Here is a 15,162-nt window from a genome sequence, read left to right as displayed (position 1 = left end):
CCCGAAACTTAGGGCGAGGACCAACCTGCCATCAGCCAGCTATGAAGCTGGGACCAGTCGTTGCCTCCCTGGCCACGGCGTCGGCGCTCGCCCCGTCGCGGGTGGTCGACGAGGGCTGGCACGCCCTCATCCTCCACACGATGGTGTACCGGGAGCTGTGCGACCGGGTCGGCACGTTCGTCCACCACGTCCCGCGGGCGCCGGCCCCGGAACGGCGTGACCCCGAAGCGCTGACGAGGACTCACCAGCGCATCGTGAGAGTGGGGTTTCCCGTGGATGGGGGCGACGTCCATCCACTGGTCGAGCACCTTCGCGGCCGTGATCTTCCCCTTGGGGTGGCGCTGCTCGTCGACCTTGGCGAGCAGGCGCGTGCGGGCCTTCTCGGCTTCGGGCAGGGTGGCTGCCGCTCGTGGAGGTAGAGGTCCTTCTTCGTGAGCGGGTCGCATCCGGCGTGGACGCGGACCTGGAAGCCGGCCCCGTTGGGGCGGATGCTGCCGCGCCGGCGGCGCGTGGACTGGGTGTTCGCCATGGCCGCGGAACCTATTCATGGTCAATGCCACGGCCACGACGAATAGCGCGGGCCGCCGAAGCGGCATCCGCGCTGGTCCAGAGGGTGGGCGCAGACGGGTTCGAACCGCCGACATCTGCCTTGTAAGGGCAGCGCTCTACCGCTGAGCTATGCGCCCTGGGGGAGCTGTCAGCCTACAGGGTCCGTGGTGCGGTGCCGCAATCGAGCGGCGGGGGCGGACGGTCCGTGGATCGCGGACAGTATGCGAGGGACAAGGTTCGTAGATCGCGAACCGTACCGACCCCTGTTCTCGTCAATGACGGGTGGGAGAATGACATCCGGGCCTGGGCGAACCGTGGGGAGAGGGAAGTGGCGGCGACACCTGCAGAATCCGCGCGTCCAGCGCGCCGTCCGCGCCGTTCGCGTCGCCCCCTCGGTCGGCGTCGTCCGTCGGTTCTGGGGCTGATGCTGGTGCCGGTCCCGCTGCTGGTGGCGGTGGCGCCGTTGACGTTCGCCGGGGGAGGCGGGCGGCGGTGGTTCGGGGGGCGGGGGGAGAGTCAGCGGGCGGCGGCGCAGGAGGCGAGGGATGCCGCGGCGGCCGCGTTCTATGAGCTGGACACGGCGCAGCGGGATCTGCGGATCTCCATCGAGACGATCACCGCGGTGGACGACTCCCCCGCCGCGCGCCGTACGGCGGCCGAGTTCGCGGCGCTCGGGCAGCGGATCGACCAGGTCAGCCACGATTACATTACAGCGGTCGACGCACACGATCTGGACCGCGACGATCTGGACGCGGCCACGGCCGGCCGCGCCCGCGCGGACCTGACATGGGCCAGGGACGAACTGCTGCACACCAAGGCCGACCTCGACCGGTTCGCGCAGGGGCTGGGACCGCAGTTGCGGCAGGCCGAGACGCAGCTGGCGCGGCTGGCGCCGGCGGTGGAGCGGGCGCGGCAGGCGCTGCTCGCGGCGAGTAACGCGCTGGACGCGGTGCGTGGCTCGGGGCTGCGGGCCGACGATCTGGCCGCGCGGCTCGCGGCGCTGTCGCCCGAGCTGACCAAGCTCAACCAGGGCGCCGCGCAGCACGGGGTACAGGAGACGATCCGGCGGGCGGACGATGTGCTGCGCAAGGCGGAGGCCGTGCGCGGGGAGGCCGATCGGCTGCCGGAGCGGGCGGCCGAGATCGATCGGCGGCTGGTGTCGCTGCGGACGCGCGCACAGGCGATCACCACCCGGACGGCCGGGGTCGATCCCGTCCTCAGCGAGCTGCGCCGCCGTTACAGCGCGGCGTGCTGGCAGGATCTGCAGCCGGTGCCCGAGCAGGCGGCGCGGGATGTGGCGCGGGCCGAGGAGAAGCTCAAGGAGGCGCAGTCGGCGCGCGAGGAGCAGCGCTGGCCGGACGCCACGGCGCTGCTCGCGACCGTACGGGCGTTGCTGAACACCACGGACGAGGCCGTATCGGCGGCCGGGGACCGGCTGCGGCGGCTGGACGAGGTGTCGTTCGACCAGCAGAAGGAGATCGACCGCACCCGCTTCGCGATCCGTGACGCCCAGCGGCTCGCCATGGCCGGGCGCAGCACGCCCGACCCGCGGCACGCCCGGCCGCTGGACAACGCCGTGGAGCGGCTGGAGCGGGCGATCTCGGGGCTGGAGGGGCGGCATCCGGACTGGTGGCACTTCCTGTCCGAGACCGACGCCGTCCGGCGGACCGTCGCCCGCGTGGTGCACGACATCCGGGAGGAGCGGGGCGGCGGGCAGTGAGCCCGCGGTCACGGTCCGGCGATCCCGGTGAGCCCGCGCGGTGGCCTTGCGCCCGCTGCGCCGATTCAGGCGGCTGACCTGCTCCTTGCTGGCTATGCTCCTGCCATGCCTCGTTACGAGTACCGCTGCCGCGCCTGCGGCACCACCTTCGAGCTGAACCGGCCGATGGCCGAGTCCTCGGCCCCCGCGTCCTGCCCGGAGGGGCACGACGACACAGTGAAGCTGCTGTCGACCGTGGCCGTCACCGGCGCCTCGTCCGCCGCCGCGCCGCCCCGGCCCCAGCCCGGTGGCGGCGGTGGTGGCGGCGGGGGCGGCTGCTGCGGGGGCGGCTGCTGCGGCTGACTGACTTGAGGCGGCCGGGGCGGGGGCGGATCCTGGGAGATACGTACCCGCGCCGCGCACTCGGGGTACGCCCCCGGGCGCGAGGTGCCTCCGCGGGTACGGCCTCGACCGCGAAGCCGAGGTCCGGCGAAGCAAAGGAGGTCGGAGATGGCCACGAGCCGCCCCTCCCCCATCGGTCCTGATCCCGCGGGACTCGCACGTCATTTCCCGGAGCGGATCGGCGGGCGCACCACGCTCGACGAGCATCTGCCGGTCGATCACCGGCTCAGTCAGGTCTATCGCGTGGGCGCCGGGCTCATGGGGCTCGTCCTCGTCGCCTTCGGCATCCTCGGCCTGACCCACAACGTCGGGTTCTTCGACACCGGCGGTTCCACCGTGGCCGGTCTGAACACCAACGGCGCGCTGAGCGTGCTGTCCATCGCCATCGGGCTGCTGCTGTTCATCGGCATGATCATCGGCGGGAACTTCGCCTCGACGCTCAACATCGTGCTCGGCGTCCTTTTCCTGCTGAGCGGATTCGTCAATCTCGCGATCCTGCGGACCGGCATCAACTTTCTGGCGTTCCAGATGCAGAACGTGCTGTTCAGCTTTGTGGTCGGGTTGATGCTGATGTGGTTCGGGATGTACGGACGGGTCACCGGCGGGTTGCCGCACGACAACCCGTACTGGCGGGCCCGCCACCCCGAGGATGCGGAGCGCGAGCTCCGCGCCCGAGAGGCCGCCGCCGCCCGTCGGCGGGCAGCGGTCGAGCAGGGCGGCGGCCCGCCCGGGGCGCCGGGGCAGCCGCCGGGCAAGTGGGGCAAGCTCGATCAGCCCGGTGGCGCCGCGTCCTCCGGGAAGCCACCGGCCGCCGAGAAGCCACCGGCCGCCGAGAAGCCGCAGGATCAGCCGCCCGGCAAGTGGGGCAAGCTCGATCAGCCCGGCGGCGGAGAGCCCCACGAAAAGCACCGCGCCCGGCGCTGGGCGCCGCTGCGGCGGGCGCGGCACCGCCGCGGGCGGCTCAGCGGCGGCGGCGCGCCACAGTGAGGCCGTCCGCGACCGTCAGCATGACCGCCTCCATCCGGGCATCGGCGGCCACATGGTCGTTGAACGCCCGGATCGCGGCGCCCGAGCCCGTCGCCGCCGGGTCCGTGACCTCTCCGTGGTAGAACACATTGTCCGCGACGATCAATCCGCCGGGGCTCAGCCGCGGCACGAGCTCTTCCCAGTACGGGATGTAGTTCTCCTTGTCCGCGTCGAGGTAGGCCAGGTCGACATGGGGCTCGGCGGGCATCGCCCGCAGGGTGTCCAGCGCGGGCCCGATCCGCAGCTCGATCCGGTCCCCGACCCCGGCCTTCGTCCACGCCTCCCGGCCGTACGCCGTCCACTCCTCCGAGACATCGCAGGCGATCAGCTTGCCGTCGGCGGGCAGCGCCTGCGCCATGGCGAGCGCGGAGAAGCCGGTGAAGGTGCCGACCTCGACGATATGGCGGGCGCCCGTCAGCCGGACCAGGAAGGCCAGCAGCGGGCCCTGCTCCTCCGCGGACTGCATGCCCGCGTGCTTGGGGAAGGTGGCGTGCGTGACCTCGACGAGCTCGCGCTGCACGGGGTCCAGTGGCGGGTTGTGCCGCAGTACGTAGTCGTACAGCTCGCCGGTGATCGGTGTGCTCTTGCTCTCTGCCACAGGGCCCCCTTCCAACGACCGGACTCGGCGACTGTAGCCGAAGGGGGCCCGGGTAGCCATGAATCAGCGAATCAGCCGCGGCCGCGGGAGACGGCGCGGATGACCTCGCTGCGCGCCCGCGCCCAGGTGACGGAGGCGCGCTCGCCGAGGGCACGGACGATCGCCTCGCCCGCCACGACGCCCTTCTCCTCGAGCGCCGTCACCTCCGGCCCCGTCCAGCCGGTGTCGGCCAGCTCGCCGTGGCCGGGCCGCCAGGCGCGGTCGGCGGCGAGCAGCAGATCGGTGTCGAGCAGCGAGTCACCGGCCGCGAGCACCTCCTCCGCACCCGAACGGCGCTTGATCTCGGCGATCGCCGCGCTCTTGGTGAGCGGCTTGGGCACCGCGTAGACCTTCCGGCCCTGGAGCGAGACCCTCCAGCCGCGCGGCTCGGCCCACTCCGCCAGCTCCTTGACGTACTCCTCGGGCAGCAGGTCCCGTTCGACGACCAGATACGCGAACAGCTCGTCCGCGACCCGCTCCTTGAGCAGCCAGGCGGGGTCGGCGGTGGCGCTGAGATGGGCGCGGATCTCCTCCAGGGGCGCGCAGGCGTCGGCGAGGCCGGCGCGCACGCTCGCATGCCACTCGGGGTCGGACTCGCCGCCGACGAGCAGATGTCCGCCGTTGGCGCAGACCGCGAAGCGGGGCGGCGGGCCGGGGAGGCTGATGCGGGCGTACTGCTCGGGGGTGCGGGTCGTCGTCGGCACGAAGACGGACTGGCGGACCAGCTCGGCCAGCAGCCCGGCGGCGGTCTCCGTCATGTACGAGAGGGGACGGCCCTCGTACACCTCGACGCACAGCAGGCGCGGGGCCTCGGCGTCGGGCATGTCCAGGCCGAGCGCGGCCGCCGAATAGATCAGGGTGCGGTCGAGATCGCTTGCCACCAGAACGCTCATCGTGCCGCCACCGCTCTCTCGTCTCTCATTGCGTTACCAACTGCGTCATCGACACCAACCGCGTTACCCACGGCTTTTCCGTCGGCGCCGGTGGCACCCCGCGTGTAGCGCGGGTGGATCAGGCCGACGCAGGTGTACGGGAGGCCGTCCGTCTCCTCGACCGGCACCCCGCGCTGCTCGGCGAGCAGCCGTACATGGTCCAGGTCCGCGCCCGCGCCGCGCTGGGCGAGGATCTTCCACGGCACCCGGCGCAGCAGCACCCGCGTGGTCTCGCCGACACCCGGCTTGACGAGGTTGACATCGTGGATGCCGTACTCCTGGCTGATCCGCTCGACGGCGGCCCACCCCTCCCAGGTCGGGGTGCGGTCGGTGGCCGCGAGCTCCTTGGCGTCGGCCGCGACGGCGTCGGCCACCTCGCCGAAGCACGCCGTGACGGTGTCCAGGAAGTGCGCCGAGACGTCCGCGTCGGCCAGCTCCCGGTAGTACTTGGCGCCGTGGAAGTCGTTCGGGCCGACCAGGTCGGCGCGGAGCACGGTGCGCGATATCAGCCCGGAGACGGTCGAGTTGAGGCAGGCGGAGGGGACGAGGAAGTCATCGCGCGTGCCGTAGGTCTCGACACAGCGGCCCGGGTCGGCGAGGACGGCGATGCGCGGATCGATGTCCGGGTACGGCGCGACCGCGTCCGCCAGCTCGCGGGTGATCGCGCCCTTGCCCGTCCAGCCGTCCACGAAAACGAGGTCGGCCGGGTCGTGATGGTCCGCCAGCCAGCGCAGCGCGGCGGTGTCGATGCCCCGGCCGCGGACGATGGAGATCGCGTAGTGCGGGAGGTCGAGCCCGTGCGCATGCCGCGCCCAGCGGCGCATCAGCACACCGACGGGCGTACCGGCGCGGGCCAGCGACACCAGGACTGGGCGCGACGACCGCTCGGCGAGCACGGTCTCGGTGACCGCACCGACCGCGCGGGCGATACGGGCGGCCGAGGCGTCGAGAGCCGCCCGGAACAGCTCCTGGTAGCGCGCGCTCGGCTGGTACTCCACGGGCAGCGACTCGGCATAGTGCGCGCCTCCGCTCTGAATCGCCTCCTCCCGCTCCTCGGTGGGCGCTTCGAGGGTGACATGGGAGAAGTCCTGGAGCAGCCAGCCGACTTCATCGGGGGCATAGGACGAGAAATCGGGTCCGCGCAGCGGCTCATGCGACGGTTGGGGCATGGGCAGGGCCTGTCGTTCGGGGACGGGGCGGGAGGTGGGTGGGGGCTGCGGGACGTACGACGGCACGACGGCCAGCAGCACCCGGTCGGTCTGCGCGGCCAGCCGGGCGAGCAGCCCGCCCGGGGCGTGCAGCGCGGGGGTGTCGGCGGTCGAGTCGACGACGGCGACGACGGCATCGAAGCGGCGCCCCGGATCGCTGCCGGGCGCCACGTTGTACGCGTAGCGGGGGCCGGGCCCGTCGGCGGGGTCGTCATGGGCGGGGAAGGCGAGCCGGGTGCGGATGGCGTACCCGGGATCGTCCACGGCGAGCACGGGCGAGCGCGTGGTCGTCGAGAAGCGCACCTCGACGCCGTCGAGGACGTCATCGAGGGCCTGGGCGATACGGAGCGGGGCGTACATCAGCTCCTCGAACCCGAGCACCAGTACGCGGTGGCGTGGCGCGGGACGCGACGCGGCGCCGGGGGTGTCTCCGGCACCGCCGGCACCCCCGGCGCCGCCCGCGTCGAGCCCGCCGGGCGGCGCGGGCGTGTCGGTCAGCGTCTCGCGGTCGGCGGGCGCGGTGGGGCCGTCCGGATACGCGTCCTGACGACCCGGTGCCGCCGACTGGACGCCGACCCGGTCCCCGCCCGGCGCCAAGGCCGGTGACACCGTGTCGGGCAACGGCTCCTCAGCGATGCGCCGCCCACCCAACGCCTCGCCGGTGCGCATCTCGCCCGGCCGCGGCCCGCCAACCCCGGGCGCGGTGGGGACGCCGGGATACGCGTCCTGACGACCCGGTGCCGCCGACTGGACGCCGACCCTGTCCCCGCCCGGCGCCAAGGCCGGTGACACCGTGTCGGGCAACGGCTCCTCAGCGATGCGCCGCCCACCCAACGCCTCGCGTTCGGCCTGCCGCCCGCCGGGGGACGTGGCCGGCGCGGGGGCCCCGGTGCGCGGCTCGCCCGACGCGGCGGTCCGTGGCTCCCCGCGGGCACGCCGGGCCTTGGGCCCGTCATCGACGGGCGCGGCCGGGTGGGGCTGTGCCGGCGCGGGGGCATCGGGCCGCGTTTCACCCGGTCGCGGCCCGCCATCGGCGGGTGCGGCCGGAGACTCGGGTCGGCCGGGCGGGGGCAGCAGCGCTTCCGCCAGGCGGGCTGCCATGTGCGGGAGCGCCGCCTCCAGCCGGGCGCGGTGGGCCGGGGTGAAGCCGTGGCGGCCGCCGTCCGGGAGGCCTTCCGGCCAGGCGAGGTCGACCCTGAGCGCCGCCGGGCCGGGCCGGGCGGCCGGCGGTTCCGCCTCCGCCGCGGGTCCGGTCTCGGCCTTTGCCGGGGCCGCCTCGTGCTCGGCCACCAGCCGTTGACCCCGCTCCAGCACCCCCTCCGGAAGGCGCACCGTGCCCGCCGCCGCCGCGACCAGGTCGACGCGGGCGCCCAGGTCGGCCGCGAAGGCGTCCAGTTGGGCGCGGTCCTGCGGGGAGCGCATGTCGACCAGGGCGACGACCACGTAGCGGTCGCGGGGGAAGCGGCGGTGGAGGGCCGCGATCGTGTTGAGGACCGTCCTGCCCGTGGAGAACTCGTCGTCCACCAGCACCAGCGGACCGTCACCGCCCAGCAGCTCCGGGTCCTCCGGGAGCAGCAGATGGGAGGTGGCGTGGCTGTGCTCCTCCTCGAAGCCGCCGACGCTCGCGACGCCCGCGACCGGGCGCCTGGTCGAGTGGAGGTAGGGGGCGAGGGCGAGGCCGTCGGCGACGCTGTGGCCCAGGCCGGTGGCCGTCTCCGCGTAGCCGAGGACGACCGCGCGCGCCGCGGCCTCCTCGCCGAGGAGCTTCCGCACCCGGCGGCCGAGCGTCACGCCCGCGCCGTGGACGGTGGCGGGCCGCTGGGGGACGTGCTTGCCGAGGACGTTGGAGACCAGCAGATGCGCCCGCTTGGGGTTGCGGCGCAGCGCCAGCCCCAGCAGAGCGTGGAGTTCCGGCCGCTCCTGGGGCTCCGGCCGCTCCTGGGGCTCCGGCCGCTCCTGGGGCTCCGGCCGCTCCTGGGGCTCCGGCTGCTCAGGCAGCCCGGACCCCGCGGTCGGCCCCGGCCGCTCCTCGCGGCCCTCGAGCCGCACTCCCAGCCGGTCCGCGACCCACTGCCCCGACCACACCACGTCCCGCGCCTCGCTCTCCTGGTTTCTCATCCGGTCCGCACGCTCGCCGCCAGCAGTTCCACAAAGCTCACATTCTCCCGGGCGACCCCGAAGACCTCGGCGCGCTGCATGGTCCGCTCGGCCCACGCCCGGTGCGGCTTCACCTCGTTCATTTTGTTGGTGTACGACGAACGCAACACCCCGCCCCCGCACCGCTCCGGTTCGAGGATGTCGGCCGCGTCGCTGAACTCCTCATGGCTGACGACGGACAGCGCGTGCACCGGGGCGACATGGGTGGGGTGGATGCAGGTCTTGCCCAGCAACCCGTTGGCCCGGTCGAGCTCGATCTCGCGCAGCAGCCCGTCCATGTCGTGCTCGATCAGTGCCGTACGCAGCGCCTCCGCGCGTCCGGTGAAGGGGCTGCGGCGCAGCTGCGGTTTGAACATCCGCTCATGCTGCTTGAAGTACTCCCACACCGGCCCGGTCACGGTGAAGCCGGTGCCGTCGGCCCGGCCCAGCCTGTTGACCACGTCGCCGATGACGGATGCGACGAGCTGGACGTCGTAGGCGGTCATGTCGGGGGCCCTGCGCAGCCCGTAGGCCGCGCACAGATCGGTCACCCCGAGGCGCAGGGCCAGCACTCGGTCGCGGTATTTGTCGACGATCCGGGCGATGCCGCTGAGGGTTTCGGTGCGGGTCTCGCGGTGCATCAGCTCGGGCGATTCGAGGACGGGCATCGCGAAGAGCCGTCGGCCGCCCAACGCCTCGGTCACCTCGCCGTTTTCGGCCGAGATCAGTGCCTCGAGGAAGGGCACGCCCCGCTCCTCGGTGAATTTGGGCAGTACGAATCCGGACAGCAGCCGGACGGTCGGTCCGAGCCGCCGTACGAGATCGTCGATCTGTTCCGGGGTGCGGACGCGGATGAAGAGGAGCGGCAGCACGGCGCCCGGTCCGGCTTCGGCCAGCTGCGCGAACTGCCGGATGAGGTTCTCCTCCGCCCCCGCCACTTCGGCGTCGTGTATGGAGTCCTCCAGGCACAGCACCATGGACACCACGCCCCGACCTGCCTGTTTGACGATGTCCTCGGCGAGCCGGGGACGGGTCGCCGGGCAGTAGAGGGTCGCGCCGAGGGCGACGGCCAGTGTCCGGGCGGGTGAGTCCAGGGAGAATTCACCGGGCTCCCGATGGAAGAGGCTCGTCCGTACCTCGCCCGACAGGTGTCCAAAATGTCGCATATATCTCCCCGTACTGCCGGCGCCCGGCCTCGGTCGCGATCAGCCGCGGTTGGCCGATTATCGTACGTGCGAGCATGGGTCAAAAGTTCCCCAAGAGCGTGAAAATCGCGTAACTCATGTGCGTCCGCTCAGTGTCCGGCATGCCCGCCCTACCGGCGGTAGGGCCCCCGTACCGCCCTCCTCCCGCATGCGTCCCCGCCCCCGGCGTTGTCCCGGCCCCGGCCGGGAGGGCAGGATTGCGGCCATGACGCACGCGATGCTGAAGGGATCGAACATCCCGCTGGAGGCCACGGCCATACGCGCGGTGCTGCGCTGGACCCCCGGCACGGGAGTACCCGATATCGATGCCTCGGCGCTGCTGCTGGGCGCCGACGACCGCGTGCGCATGGACGAGGACTTCGTCTTCTACAACCAGCCGCGCCATCCCTCGGGCCTGGTCCGGCACCTCCCCAAGAAGCGGCTGCCGGAGGGGCTGACGGACACCATCGAGGCGGATCTGTCGGCGCTGGAGCCGGCGGTGCACCGGGTGGTGCTGGCCGCGTCGGCGGACGGCGGCACCTTCGGGCAGGTACGGGATCTGACCCTGCTGCTGTACGACGCCTCGCCCGGCGCGGCGGACCCGGCGGACCCGGAACCGATCGCGATCTTCGCGGTGCTGCCGGAGACGGGCAAGGAGGCCGCCCTCATCTGCGGTGAGCTCTACCGGCGCGGGGACGGCTGGAAGTTCCGCGCGCTGGGGCAGGGCTATGAGTCCGGGCTGGTCGGGCTGGCCACGGAGTACGGGATCTCGGTGGACGACGGCGAGGGCGCGGACGCGAGCGCGGGTACGGACCCGGGCGAGCCCGAGAGCGCGGCGGCCTCCGGCCCCCCGGCCGCACCGGCTCCTGGCCCGGCGGCGGGGCAGCCGCCCGCCCAGGCGGCCCACACGCCCCCACCGCCGGGCTCCTCGCAGGCGCCGACCCAGGCCCATCCGCCGGCCTACGGCTTTCCGCGGGGGGCGCCGCCCGACCCGTGGGACCCGCAGCTGACGCAGCCCGTTCCGCCGCCCGCGCAGCCCGCCGCGGCACAGGGCGACAGCGGCGGATACGGCTATGTGCCGCCGCAGCCGTCAGCCGCGTCCCCGCAGGGCCCGGGCCCGGCGTATCCGCAGCCGCCGGGCCCGCCCCCGGCGCAGCCCGCGTACGGCTATCCGCACCCGCCGGCGTACGCATACCCGCAGCAGCCCGCGTACGGCTATCCGCAACAGGTGCAGCCGACCGGGGCCGTGCCGCCGCCCCCGCCGCCGGTGCCCGCACCGGTGCCGGATCCCAGCTTCACGCTGCCGCCGCAGGGACCGCAGTTCCAGAACAGGTGACGGCGGCTTTGGGACCCGTGACGGCCCGGGGCAGGGCGGCAGGAGGGGGCGCGGCTACACCTTGGACTTGTAGCCGCGGCCCCACTGCAGCCCCCACCCGTAGAGCCGGTCCAGCTCCGCCTGGAAGCCGTACACGTACTTCACCTCGCGGCGGACCACCATCTCGCCCTTCACGTTCTCGATCATGACCACCGCGCAGGAGCGCGCCTGCGGGGCCCGCTCCTGGAGCGGTATCTCCACCCGCGGCCCATTGCTCGGGTAGAGGGTGACCATGCCATGGGTGCGGTCGAAGGCGGGGGTGCCGTCGTAGATGTAGACGAAGACGAGCAGTCGCTTGATGTCGTCCTTGTGGTCCATATTGACGTAGATCGTCTCGCCGGATCCCGATCCGAACCGGTCGTCGCCGCTCAGCTTGACGTACGGCGCCTCATTGAGATTGCCGTAGAAGTCGCCGAGCGGCTGGACCACGCCCTTGGTGCCGCTCTTCAGTTCGTACATGACCGCGAGGTCGAGGTCGACATTGACCATCGCGGGGCCCTGGGCCTGCACCATCTCCGGCTTGAACATCCGCAGCGGATGGCGCAGCGAGCCGCGCCCGGACTTGCCGTTGAAGTCCGATGTGCGCATCTGCCAGGAGAGGTTGATCCGCAGATTGCCGCTGGCGGCGCCCTGCTTGGTCAGGGAGATCGTCGCATTCCGCTTGGTCAGCTCGACCACACCGGACGCGTCACCGCTGTCGAACTCGCGCCACGCGGCCCGCCCCCAGTTGCTCCAGAACGCCATCGTGCGCACCCCACCCTTCGTGGCTTCCCGCCTGCGTCAACTGCGGCGGGGCGGCCGGGAGCTGAATGCTCTCGGCCGCCCCGCTCAGAGCGTTCCTCAAACGCCGCCCGGTCACACTCCGGAGGTGACTTCCGCCTTTGTCGCGGAGTCCTCGCCGCCGGCCGACTCCCGGCGGTTGCGTACGACCGAGGACCAGTACGAGGCGGCGATCAGCACGACGCCGACGAGGCCGGTGATGACCTCGTTGATCTCGTACTTGATCGTGACCAGCAGGATGACGGCGAGCGCGCCGATGGCGTAGTGCGCGCCGTGCTCCAGATAGACGTAGTCGTCCAGGGTGCCCTTGCGGACCAGGAAGACGGTCAGCGACCGGATGTACATCGCGCCGATGCCAAGACCCAGCGCCATCTCGAAGATGTCATTGGTGATCGCGAAGGCGCCGATGACCCCGTCGAAGGAGAAGGACGCGTCGATGACCTCCAGGTAGAGGAACATGAAGAACGCGGCCTTGCCGGCCAGGCCGACCGCGGAGGCGCCGCCGTTCTTGCCGCCGTTCCGCTGAGCGGCCGGGGCAGGCTCCGCGGTCCCGGCGCCGTCCTCGTCCGCCTCTTCCTCCTCCTCTTCGAGCTTGTCCTCGAAGTAGCCGGAGATGCCGCCGACGATCAGATAGGTGACCAGACCGGCCACCCCGGAGAGCAGGACGGTCGCGCTCTTGTCACCGCCGCCGTGCGCCACATCGGTGGCGACGGTGGTCGCGGCGATCAGCAGGCCGACCAGCGCGATGACGATCGAGAAGGTGTCCAGCTTCCCGAGCTTGGCCAGCGGCTTCTCCAGCCACTTCAGCCACTTGATGTCGCGCTCCTCGAAGATGAAGTCGAGGAAGATCATCAGCAGGAACATCCCGCCGAACGCCGCGATCGCCGGATGCGCCGCCGTGACCAGATGCTCGTACTTGTCCTTGTTGTTGATCGCGAGATCAACGGCCTCCAGCGGCCCCATCTTCGCCGTGACGGCCACGATGACCACCGGGAAGACGAGGCGCATGCCGAAGACCGCGATCAGCACGCCGACGGTCAGAAAGATCTTCTGCCAGAAGGCGTTCATCTTGCGCAGAATGCCCGCGTTGATGACCGCGTTGTCGAATGAGAGCGAAATCTCCAGGATCGAGAGGATCCCGACGATCGCGAGCCCCTTCCACCCCCAGAGGACGCCGGCCAAGGCCAGACCGCCCGCCGTGATGGCGAACGACCAACCAAAGGTTTTCAGGAGCACTGGCAACCCAATCCTTCTTCGTAAGGTCTCCCCCGCGCGCTGTACGCGGCTTTACGAAACGTTGACCCCGAAGTCTAGAGCGATGCCCCGCAGACCGGACGCGTACCCCTGTCCCACGGCCCGGAACTTCCATTCCCCTCCATAGCGGTAGACCTCGCCGAAGATCATCGCGGTCTCGCCGGAGGCGTCCTCGGAGAGGTCGTAGCGCGCCAGCTCATTGCCGTCCGCCTGGTTCACCACCCGAATGAAGGCATTGTTGACCTGGCCGAACGTCTGGTGCCTGGCCTCCGCCTCATGAATGGAGACGGGAAAGACGATCTTGTCGACCTGCGCCGGGACCTTGGTGAGATCGATCAGCAGGGACTCGTCGTCGCCCTCGCCCTCCCCGGTGAGATTGTCCCCGGTGTGCTCGACGGAGCCCTCGGGGCTCGTGAGGTTGTTGTAGAACACGAAGTACTCGTCCCCGAGCACCCGCCCGTCCTGGCACAGCAGAGCGCTGGCGTCGAGGTCGAACGGCGCCCCGGTGGTGGAGCGCGCGTCCCACCCCAGACCGATGAGCACATGCGTGAGATTCGGCGCGGCCTTGGAGAGGGAGACATTGCCCCCCTTGGCGAGCGTTACGCCCATGATGCTGATTCCTCCCCTTGCGTGAGCGAAAGCACGTCCGGCGCCGCACTCCCGCCTGGGTGCAGGGATGCGGCGCCGGACGCGGTGATGCCGTGGACGTACGCGCATGCACATCCCATGCGTACGCGCGAATACGCCGTGCGTCGAGCGAACGGTCAGACGTTGACGCCGAAGTCCTGCGCGATACCGCGCAGCCCCGAGGCATACCCCTGGCCGATGGCGCGGAACTTCCACTCCGCCCCGTTCCGGTACAGCTCGCCGAAGACCATGGCGGTCTCGGTCGAGGCGTCCTCGGAGAGGTCGTAGCGCGCCAGCTCATTGCCGTCCGCCTGGTTCACCACGCGGATGAACGCGTTGCGCACCTGGCCGAAGGACTGCTGGCGGGTCTCGGCGTCGTAGATCGACACCGGGAAGACGATCTTGGCGACATCGGCCGGGACCCCGGCCAGATTCACCTTGATCTGCTCGTCGTCCCCCTCGCCCTCACCGGTGATGTTGTCCCCGGTGTGCTCGACGGAGCCGTCGGGGCTCTTGAGGTTGTTGAAGAACACGAAATTCTGGTCGCCGGAGACCTTGCCCTCGGCGTTGGTCAGCAGGGCACTGGCGTCGAGGTCGAAGTCAGTGCCCGTGGTGGTGCGGGCGTCCCAGCCCAGACCGACGACGACCGCGGTCAGGTTAGGGGCTTCCTTGGTCAGCGAGACGTTGCCGCCCTTGCTGAGGCTGACTCCCACGAGTCCTCCCAAAAAGGTTCGTCAGGAGCACGGTGTGCCCCTTCATCGAGGTTTTTCCCATAAGGATCAACGCGTCGATCCTAGTGAGCGGTTCCCGGCCGTTACAGGCTTTGGCCTACAGGCTTTCGAGGGCCTTGACATAGTCGTTCAGGTCGCGGGCGTCGGGCAGACCGTTGACGATCGTCCAGCGCACCACGCCCTCCTTGTCGATCACGAAGGTGCCGCGGACCGCGCAGCCCTTCTCCTCATCGAAGACGCCGTAGGCGCGGCTGGCCTCGCCGTGCGGCCAGAAGTCGGACAGCAGCGGATACTCCAGGCCCTCCTGCTCGGCGAAGACGCGCAGACTGAAGGGCGAGTCACTGGAGACCGCGAGCAGCTGGACCTCGTCGTTGACGAAGGTGGGCAGCTCATCGCGGAGGGCGCACAGCTCACCGGTGCACACCCCGGTGAACGCGAACGGGTAGAAGAGGAGCACGACGTTCTTCTCGCCGCGGAAGTCGGAAAGCCGCACCGTCTCGCCGTGCTGGTTCTTCAGCTCGAAGTCGGGGGCCTTGGCTCCGGCCTCTATCGCCATGGAAGACATCCCTTCGCTCACTACTCATGCTCGACATGGTTGGACCGATCGCGGGTGATCACGTCC

General features: G+C 71.3%; 12 protein-coding genes, 1 tRNA gene and 2 pseudogenes. 5 read left to right on the top strand and 10 right to left on the bottom strand.

Going from position 1 to position 15,162, the window contains the following annotated elements; all coding sequences use genetic code 11:
* Positions 1-41: 41 nt before the first annotated feature.
* A complete protein-coding gene (locus tag ABZU99_RS30975) occupies positions 42-419 on the top strand; it encodes a hypothetical protein (RefSeq protein ID WP_355943708.1) in 378 nt (125 codons plus the stop codon).
* Between the two features lie 195 nt (positions 420-614).
* Here the strand turns inward: ABZU99_RS30975 and ABZU99_RS30970 are convergent.
* A tRNA-Val gene (locus tag ABZU99_RS30970) sits at positions 615-686 on the bottom strand.
* Between the two features lie 287 nt (positions 687-973).
* Between ABZU99_RS30970 and ABZU99_RS30965 the strand changes: the two genes are divergently transcribed.
* From ABZU99_RS30965 to ABZU99_RS30955, 3 genes and pseudogenes are all read left to right on the top strand, one after another.
* Positions 974-2,269, top strand: a complete 1,296-nt coding sequence (locus ABZU99_RS30965; RefSeq protein ID WP_355943710.1) for a hypothetical protein — start codon at positions 974-976, stop codon at positions 2,267-2,269.
* A 105-nt stretch (positions 2,270-2,374) separates the two neighbouring features.
* Positions 2,375-2,611 (top strand): zinc ribbon domain-containing protein, encoded by a 237-nt coding sequence (locus ABZU99_RS30960; protein ID WP_355943712.1) that lies wholly within the window; start codon positions 2,375-2,377, stop codon positions 2,609-2,611.
* A gap of 147 nt (positions 2,612-2,758) precedes the next feature.
* A pseudogene (locus ABZU99_RS30955) lies at positions 2,759-3,298 on the top strand (DUF4383 domain-containing protein); the annotation flags it as partial.
* A 313-nt stretch (positions 3,299-3,611) separates the two neighbouring features.
* Here ABZU99_RS30955 and ABZU99_RS30950 read toward each other — a convergent pair.
* From ABZU99_RS30950 to ABZU99_RS30935, 4 genes and pseudogenes are all read right to left on the bottom strand, one after another.
* Positions 3,612-4,274 carry a class I SAM-dependent methyltransferase gene (locus ABZU99_RS30950; protein WP_355943713.1) on the bottom strand — a complete coding sequence of 221 codons (663 nt, stop codon included), beginning with the start codon at positions 4,272-4,274 and terminating at the stop codon, positions 3,612-3,614.
* 71 nt (positions 4,275-4,345) lie between these two features.
* Complete coding sequence (locus ABZU99_RS30945; protein ID WP_355943715.1) at positions 4,346-5,206, bottom strand: HAD family hydrolase; 861 nt, start codon at positions 5,204-5,206, stop codon at positions 4,346-4,348.
* A 68-nt stretch (positions 5,207-5,274) separates the two neighbouring features.
* A pseudogene (locus tag ABZU99_RS30940) lies at positions 5,275-8,571 on the bottom strand (phosphoribosyltransferase domain-containing protein); the annotation flags it as partial.
* Positions 8,568-9,755: an HpcH/HpaI aldolase/citrate lyase family protein gene (locus tag ABZU99_RS30935; protein WP_355943719.1), complete on the bottom strand. Its 1,188-nt coding sequence runs from the start codon at positions 9,753-9,755 to the stop codon at positions 8,568-8,570. The gene ABZU99_RS30935 and the pseudogene ABZU99_RS30940, both read right to left, overlap by 4 nt.
* Before the next feature lie 244 nt (positions 9,756-9,999).
* Here ABZU99_RS30935 and ABZU99_RS30930 point away from each other — a divergent pair, with 244 nt between their 5' ends.
* Positions 10,000-11,109, top strand: coding sequence for a TerD family protein (locus tag ABZU99_RS30930; protein WP_355943721.1), 1,110 nt, complete (start codon positions 10,000-10,002; stop codon positions 11,107-11,109).
* A gap of 54 nt (positions 11,110-11,163) precedes the next feature.
* Here the strand turns inward: ABZU99_RS30930 and ABZU99_RS30925 are convergent, their stop codons facing one another.
* The 5 genes from ABZU99_RS30925 to ABZU99_RS30905 form a co-directional block, all read right to left on the bottom strand.
* Entirely contained in the window at positions 11,164-11,892 is a 729-nt protein-coding gene (locus tag ABZU99_RS30925) for a Tellurium resistance (protein WP_355943723.1), read from the bottom strand.
* A gap of 111 nt (positions 11,893-12,003) precedes the next feature.
* The gene (locus tag ABZU99_RS30920; RefSeq protein WP_355943725.1) at positions 12,004-13,164 is read right to left on the bottom strand and encodes a DUF475 domain-containing protein; all 1,161 of its coding nucleotides are present in this window, start codon (positions 13,162-13,164) and stop codon (positions 12,004-12,006) included.
* 51 nt (positions 13,165-13,215) lie between these two features.
* Positions 13,216-13,791 carry a TerD family protein gene (locus ABZU99_RS30915; protein ID WP_355943727.1) on the bottom strand — a complete coding sequence of 192 codons (576 nt, stop codon included), beginning with the start codon at positions 13,789-13,791 and terminating at the stop codon, positions 13,216-13,218.
* A 155-nt stretch (positions 13,792-13,946) separates the two neighbouring features.
* Positions 13,947-14,522 carry a TerD family protein gene (locus tag ABZU99_RS30910; protein ID WP_355943729.1) on the bottom strand — a complete coding sequence of 192 codons (576 nt, stop codon included), beginning with the start codon at positions 14,520-14,522 and terminating at the stop codon, positions 13,947-13,949.
* A gap of 115 nt (positions 14,523-14,637) precedes the next feature.
* Positions 14,638-15,096, bottom strand: a complete 459-nt coding sequence (locus ABZU99_RS30905) for a peroxiredoxin (RefSeq protein WP_355943731.1) — start codon at positions 15,094-15,096, stop codon at positions 14,638-14,640.
* Positions 15,097-15,162 lie beyond the last annotated feature (66 nt).

The organism is Streptomyces sp. NPDC005266 (assembly GCF_040607655.1).
GTDB lineage: Bacteria > Actinomycetota > Actinomycetes > Streptomycetales > Streptomycetaceae > Streptomyces.
Note: the sequence above shows the minus strand (reverse complement) of the source record. Positions and strands in the feature narration are given on the sequence as shown.

Bases quoted from the DNA above. Each gene is read 5' to 3' on its own strand.
- ABZU99_RS30975 (WP_355943708.1), top strand. From the start codon at position 42: ATGAAGCTGGGACCAGTCGTTGCCTCCCTGGCCACGGCGTCGGCGCTC.
- ABZU99_RS30935 (WP_355943719.1), bottom strand. From the start codon at position 9,755: ATGCGACATTTTGGACACCTGTCGGGCGAGGTACGGACGAGCCTCTTC.
- ABZU99_RS30905 (WP_355943731.1), bottom strand. From the start codon at position 15,096: ATGGCGATAGAGGCCGGAGCCAAGGCCCCCGACTTCGAGCTGAAGAAC.
- ABZU99_RS30925 (WP_355943723.1), bottom strand. From the start codon at position 11,892: ATGGCGTTCTGGAGCAACTGGGGGCGGGCCGCGTGGCGCGAGTTCGAC.
- ABZU99_RS30965 (WP_355943710.1), top strand. From the start codon at position 974: ATGCTGGTGCCGGTCCCGCTGCTGGTGGCGGTGGCGCCGTTGACGTTC.
- ABZU99_RS30945 (WP_355943715.1), bottom strand. From the start codon at position 5,206: ATGAGCGTTCTGGTGGCAAGCGATCTCGACCGCACCCTGATCTATTCG.
- ABZU99_RS30915 (WP_355943727.1), bottom strand. From the start codon at position 13,791: ATGGGCGTAACGCTCGCCAAGGGGGGCAATGTCTCCCTCTCCAAGGCC.
- ABZU99_RS30930 (WP_355943721.1), top strand. From the start codon at position 10,000: ATGACGCACGCGATGCTGAAGGGATCGAACATCCCGCTGGAGGCCACG.
- ABZU99_RS30960 (WP_355943712.1), top strand. From the start codon at position 2,375: ATGCCTCGTTACGAGTACCGCTGCCGCGCCTGCGGCACCACCTTCGAG.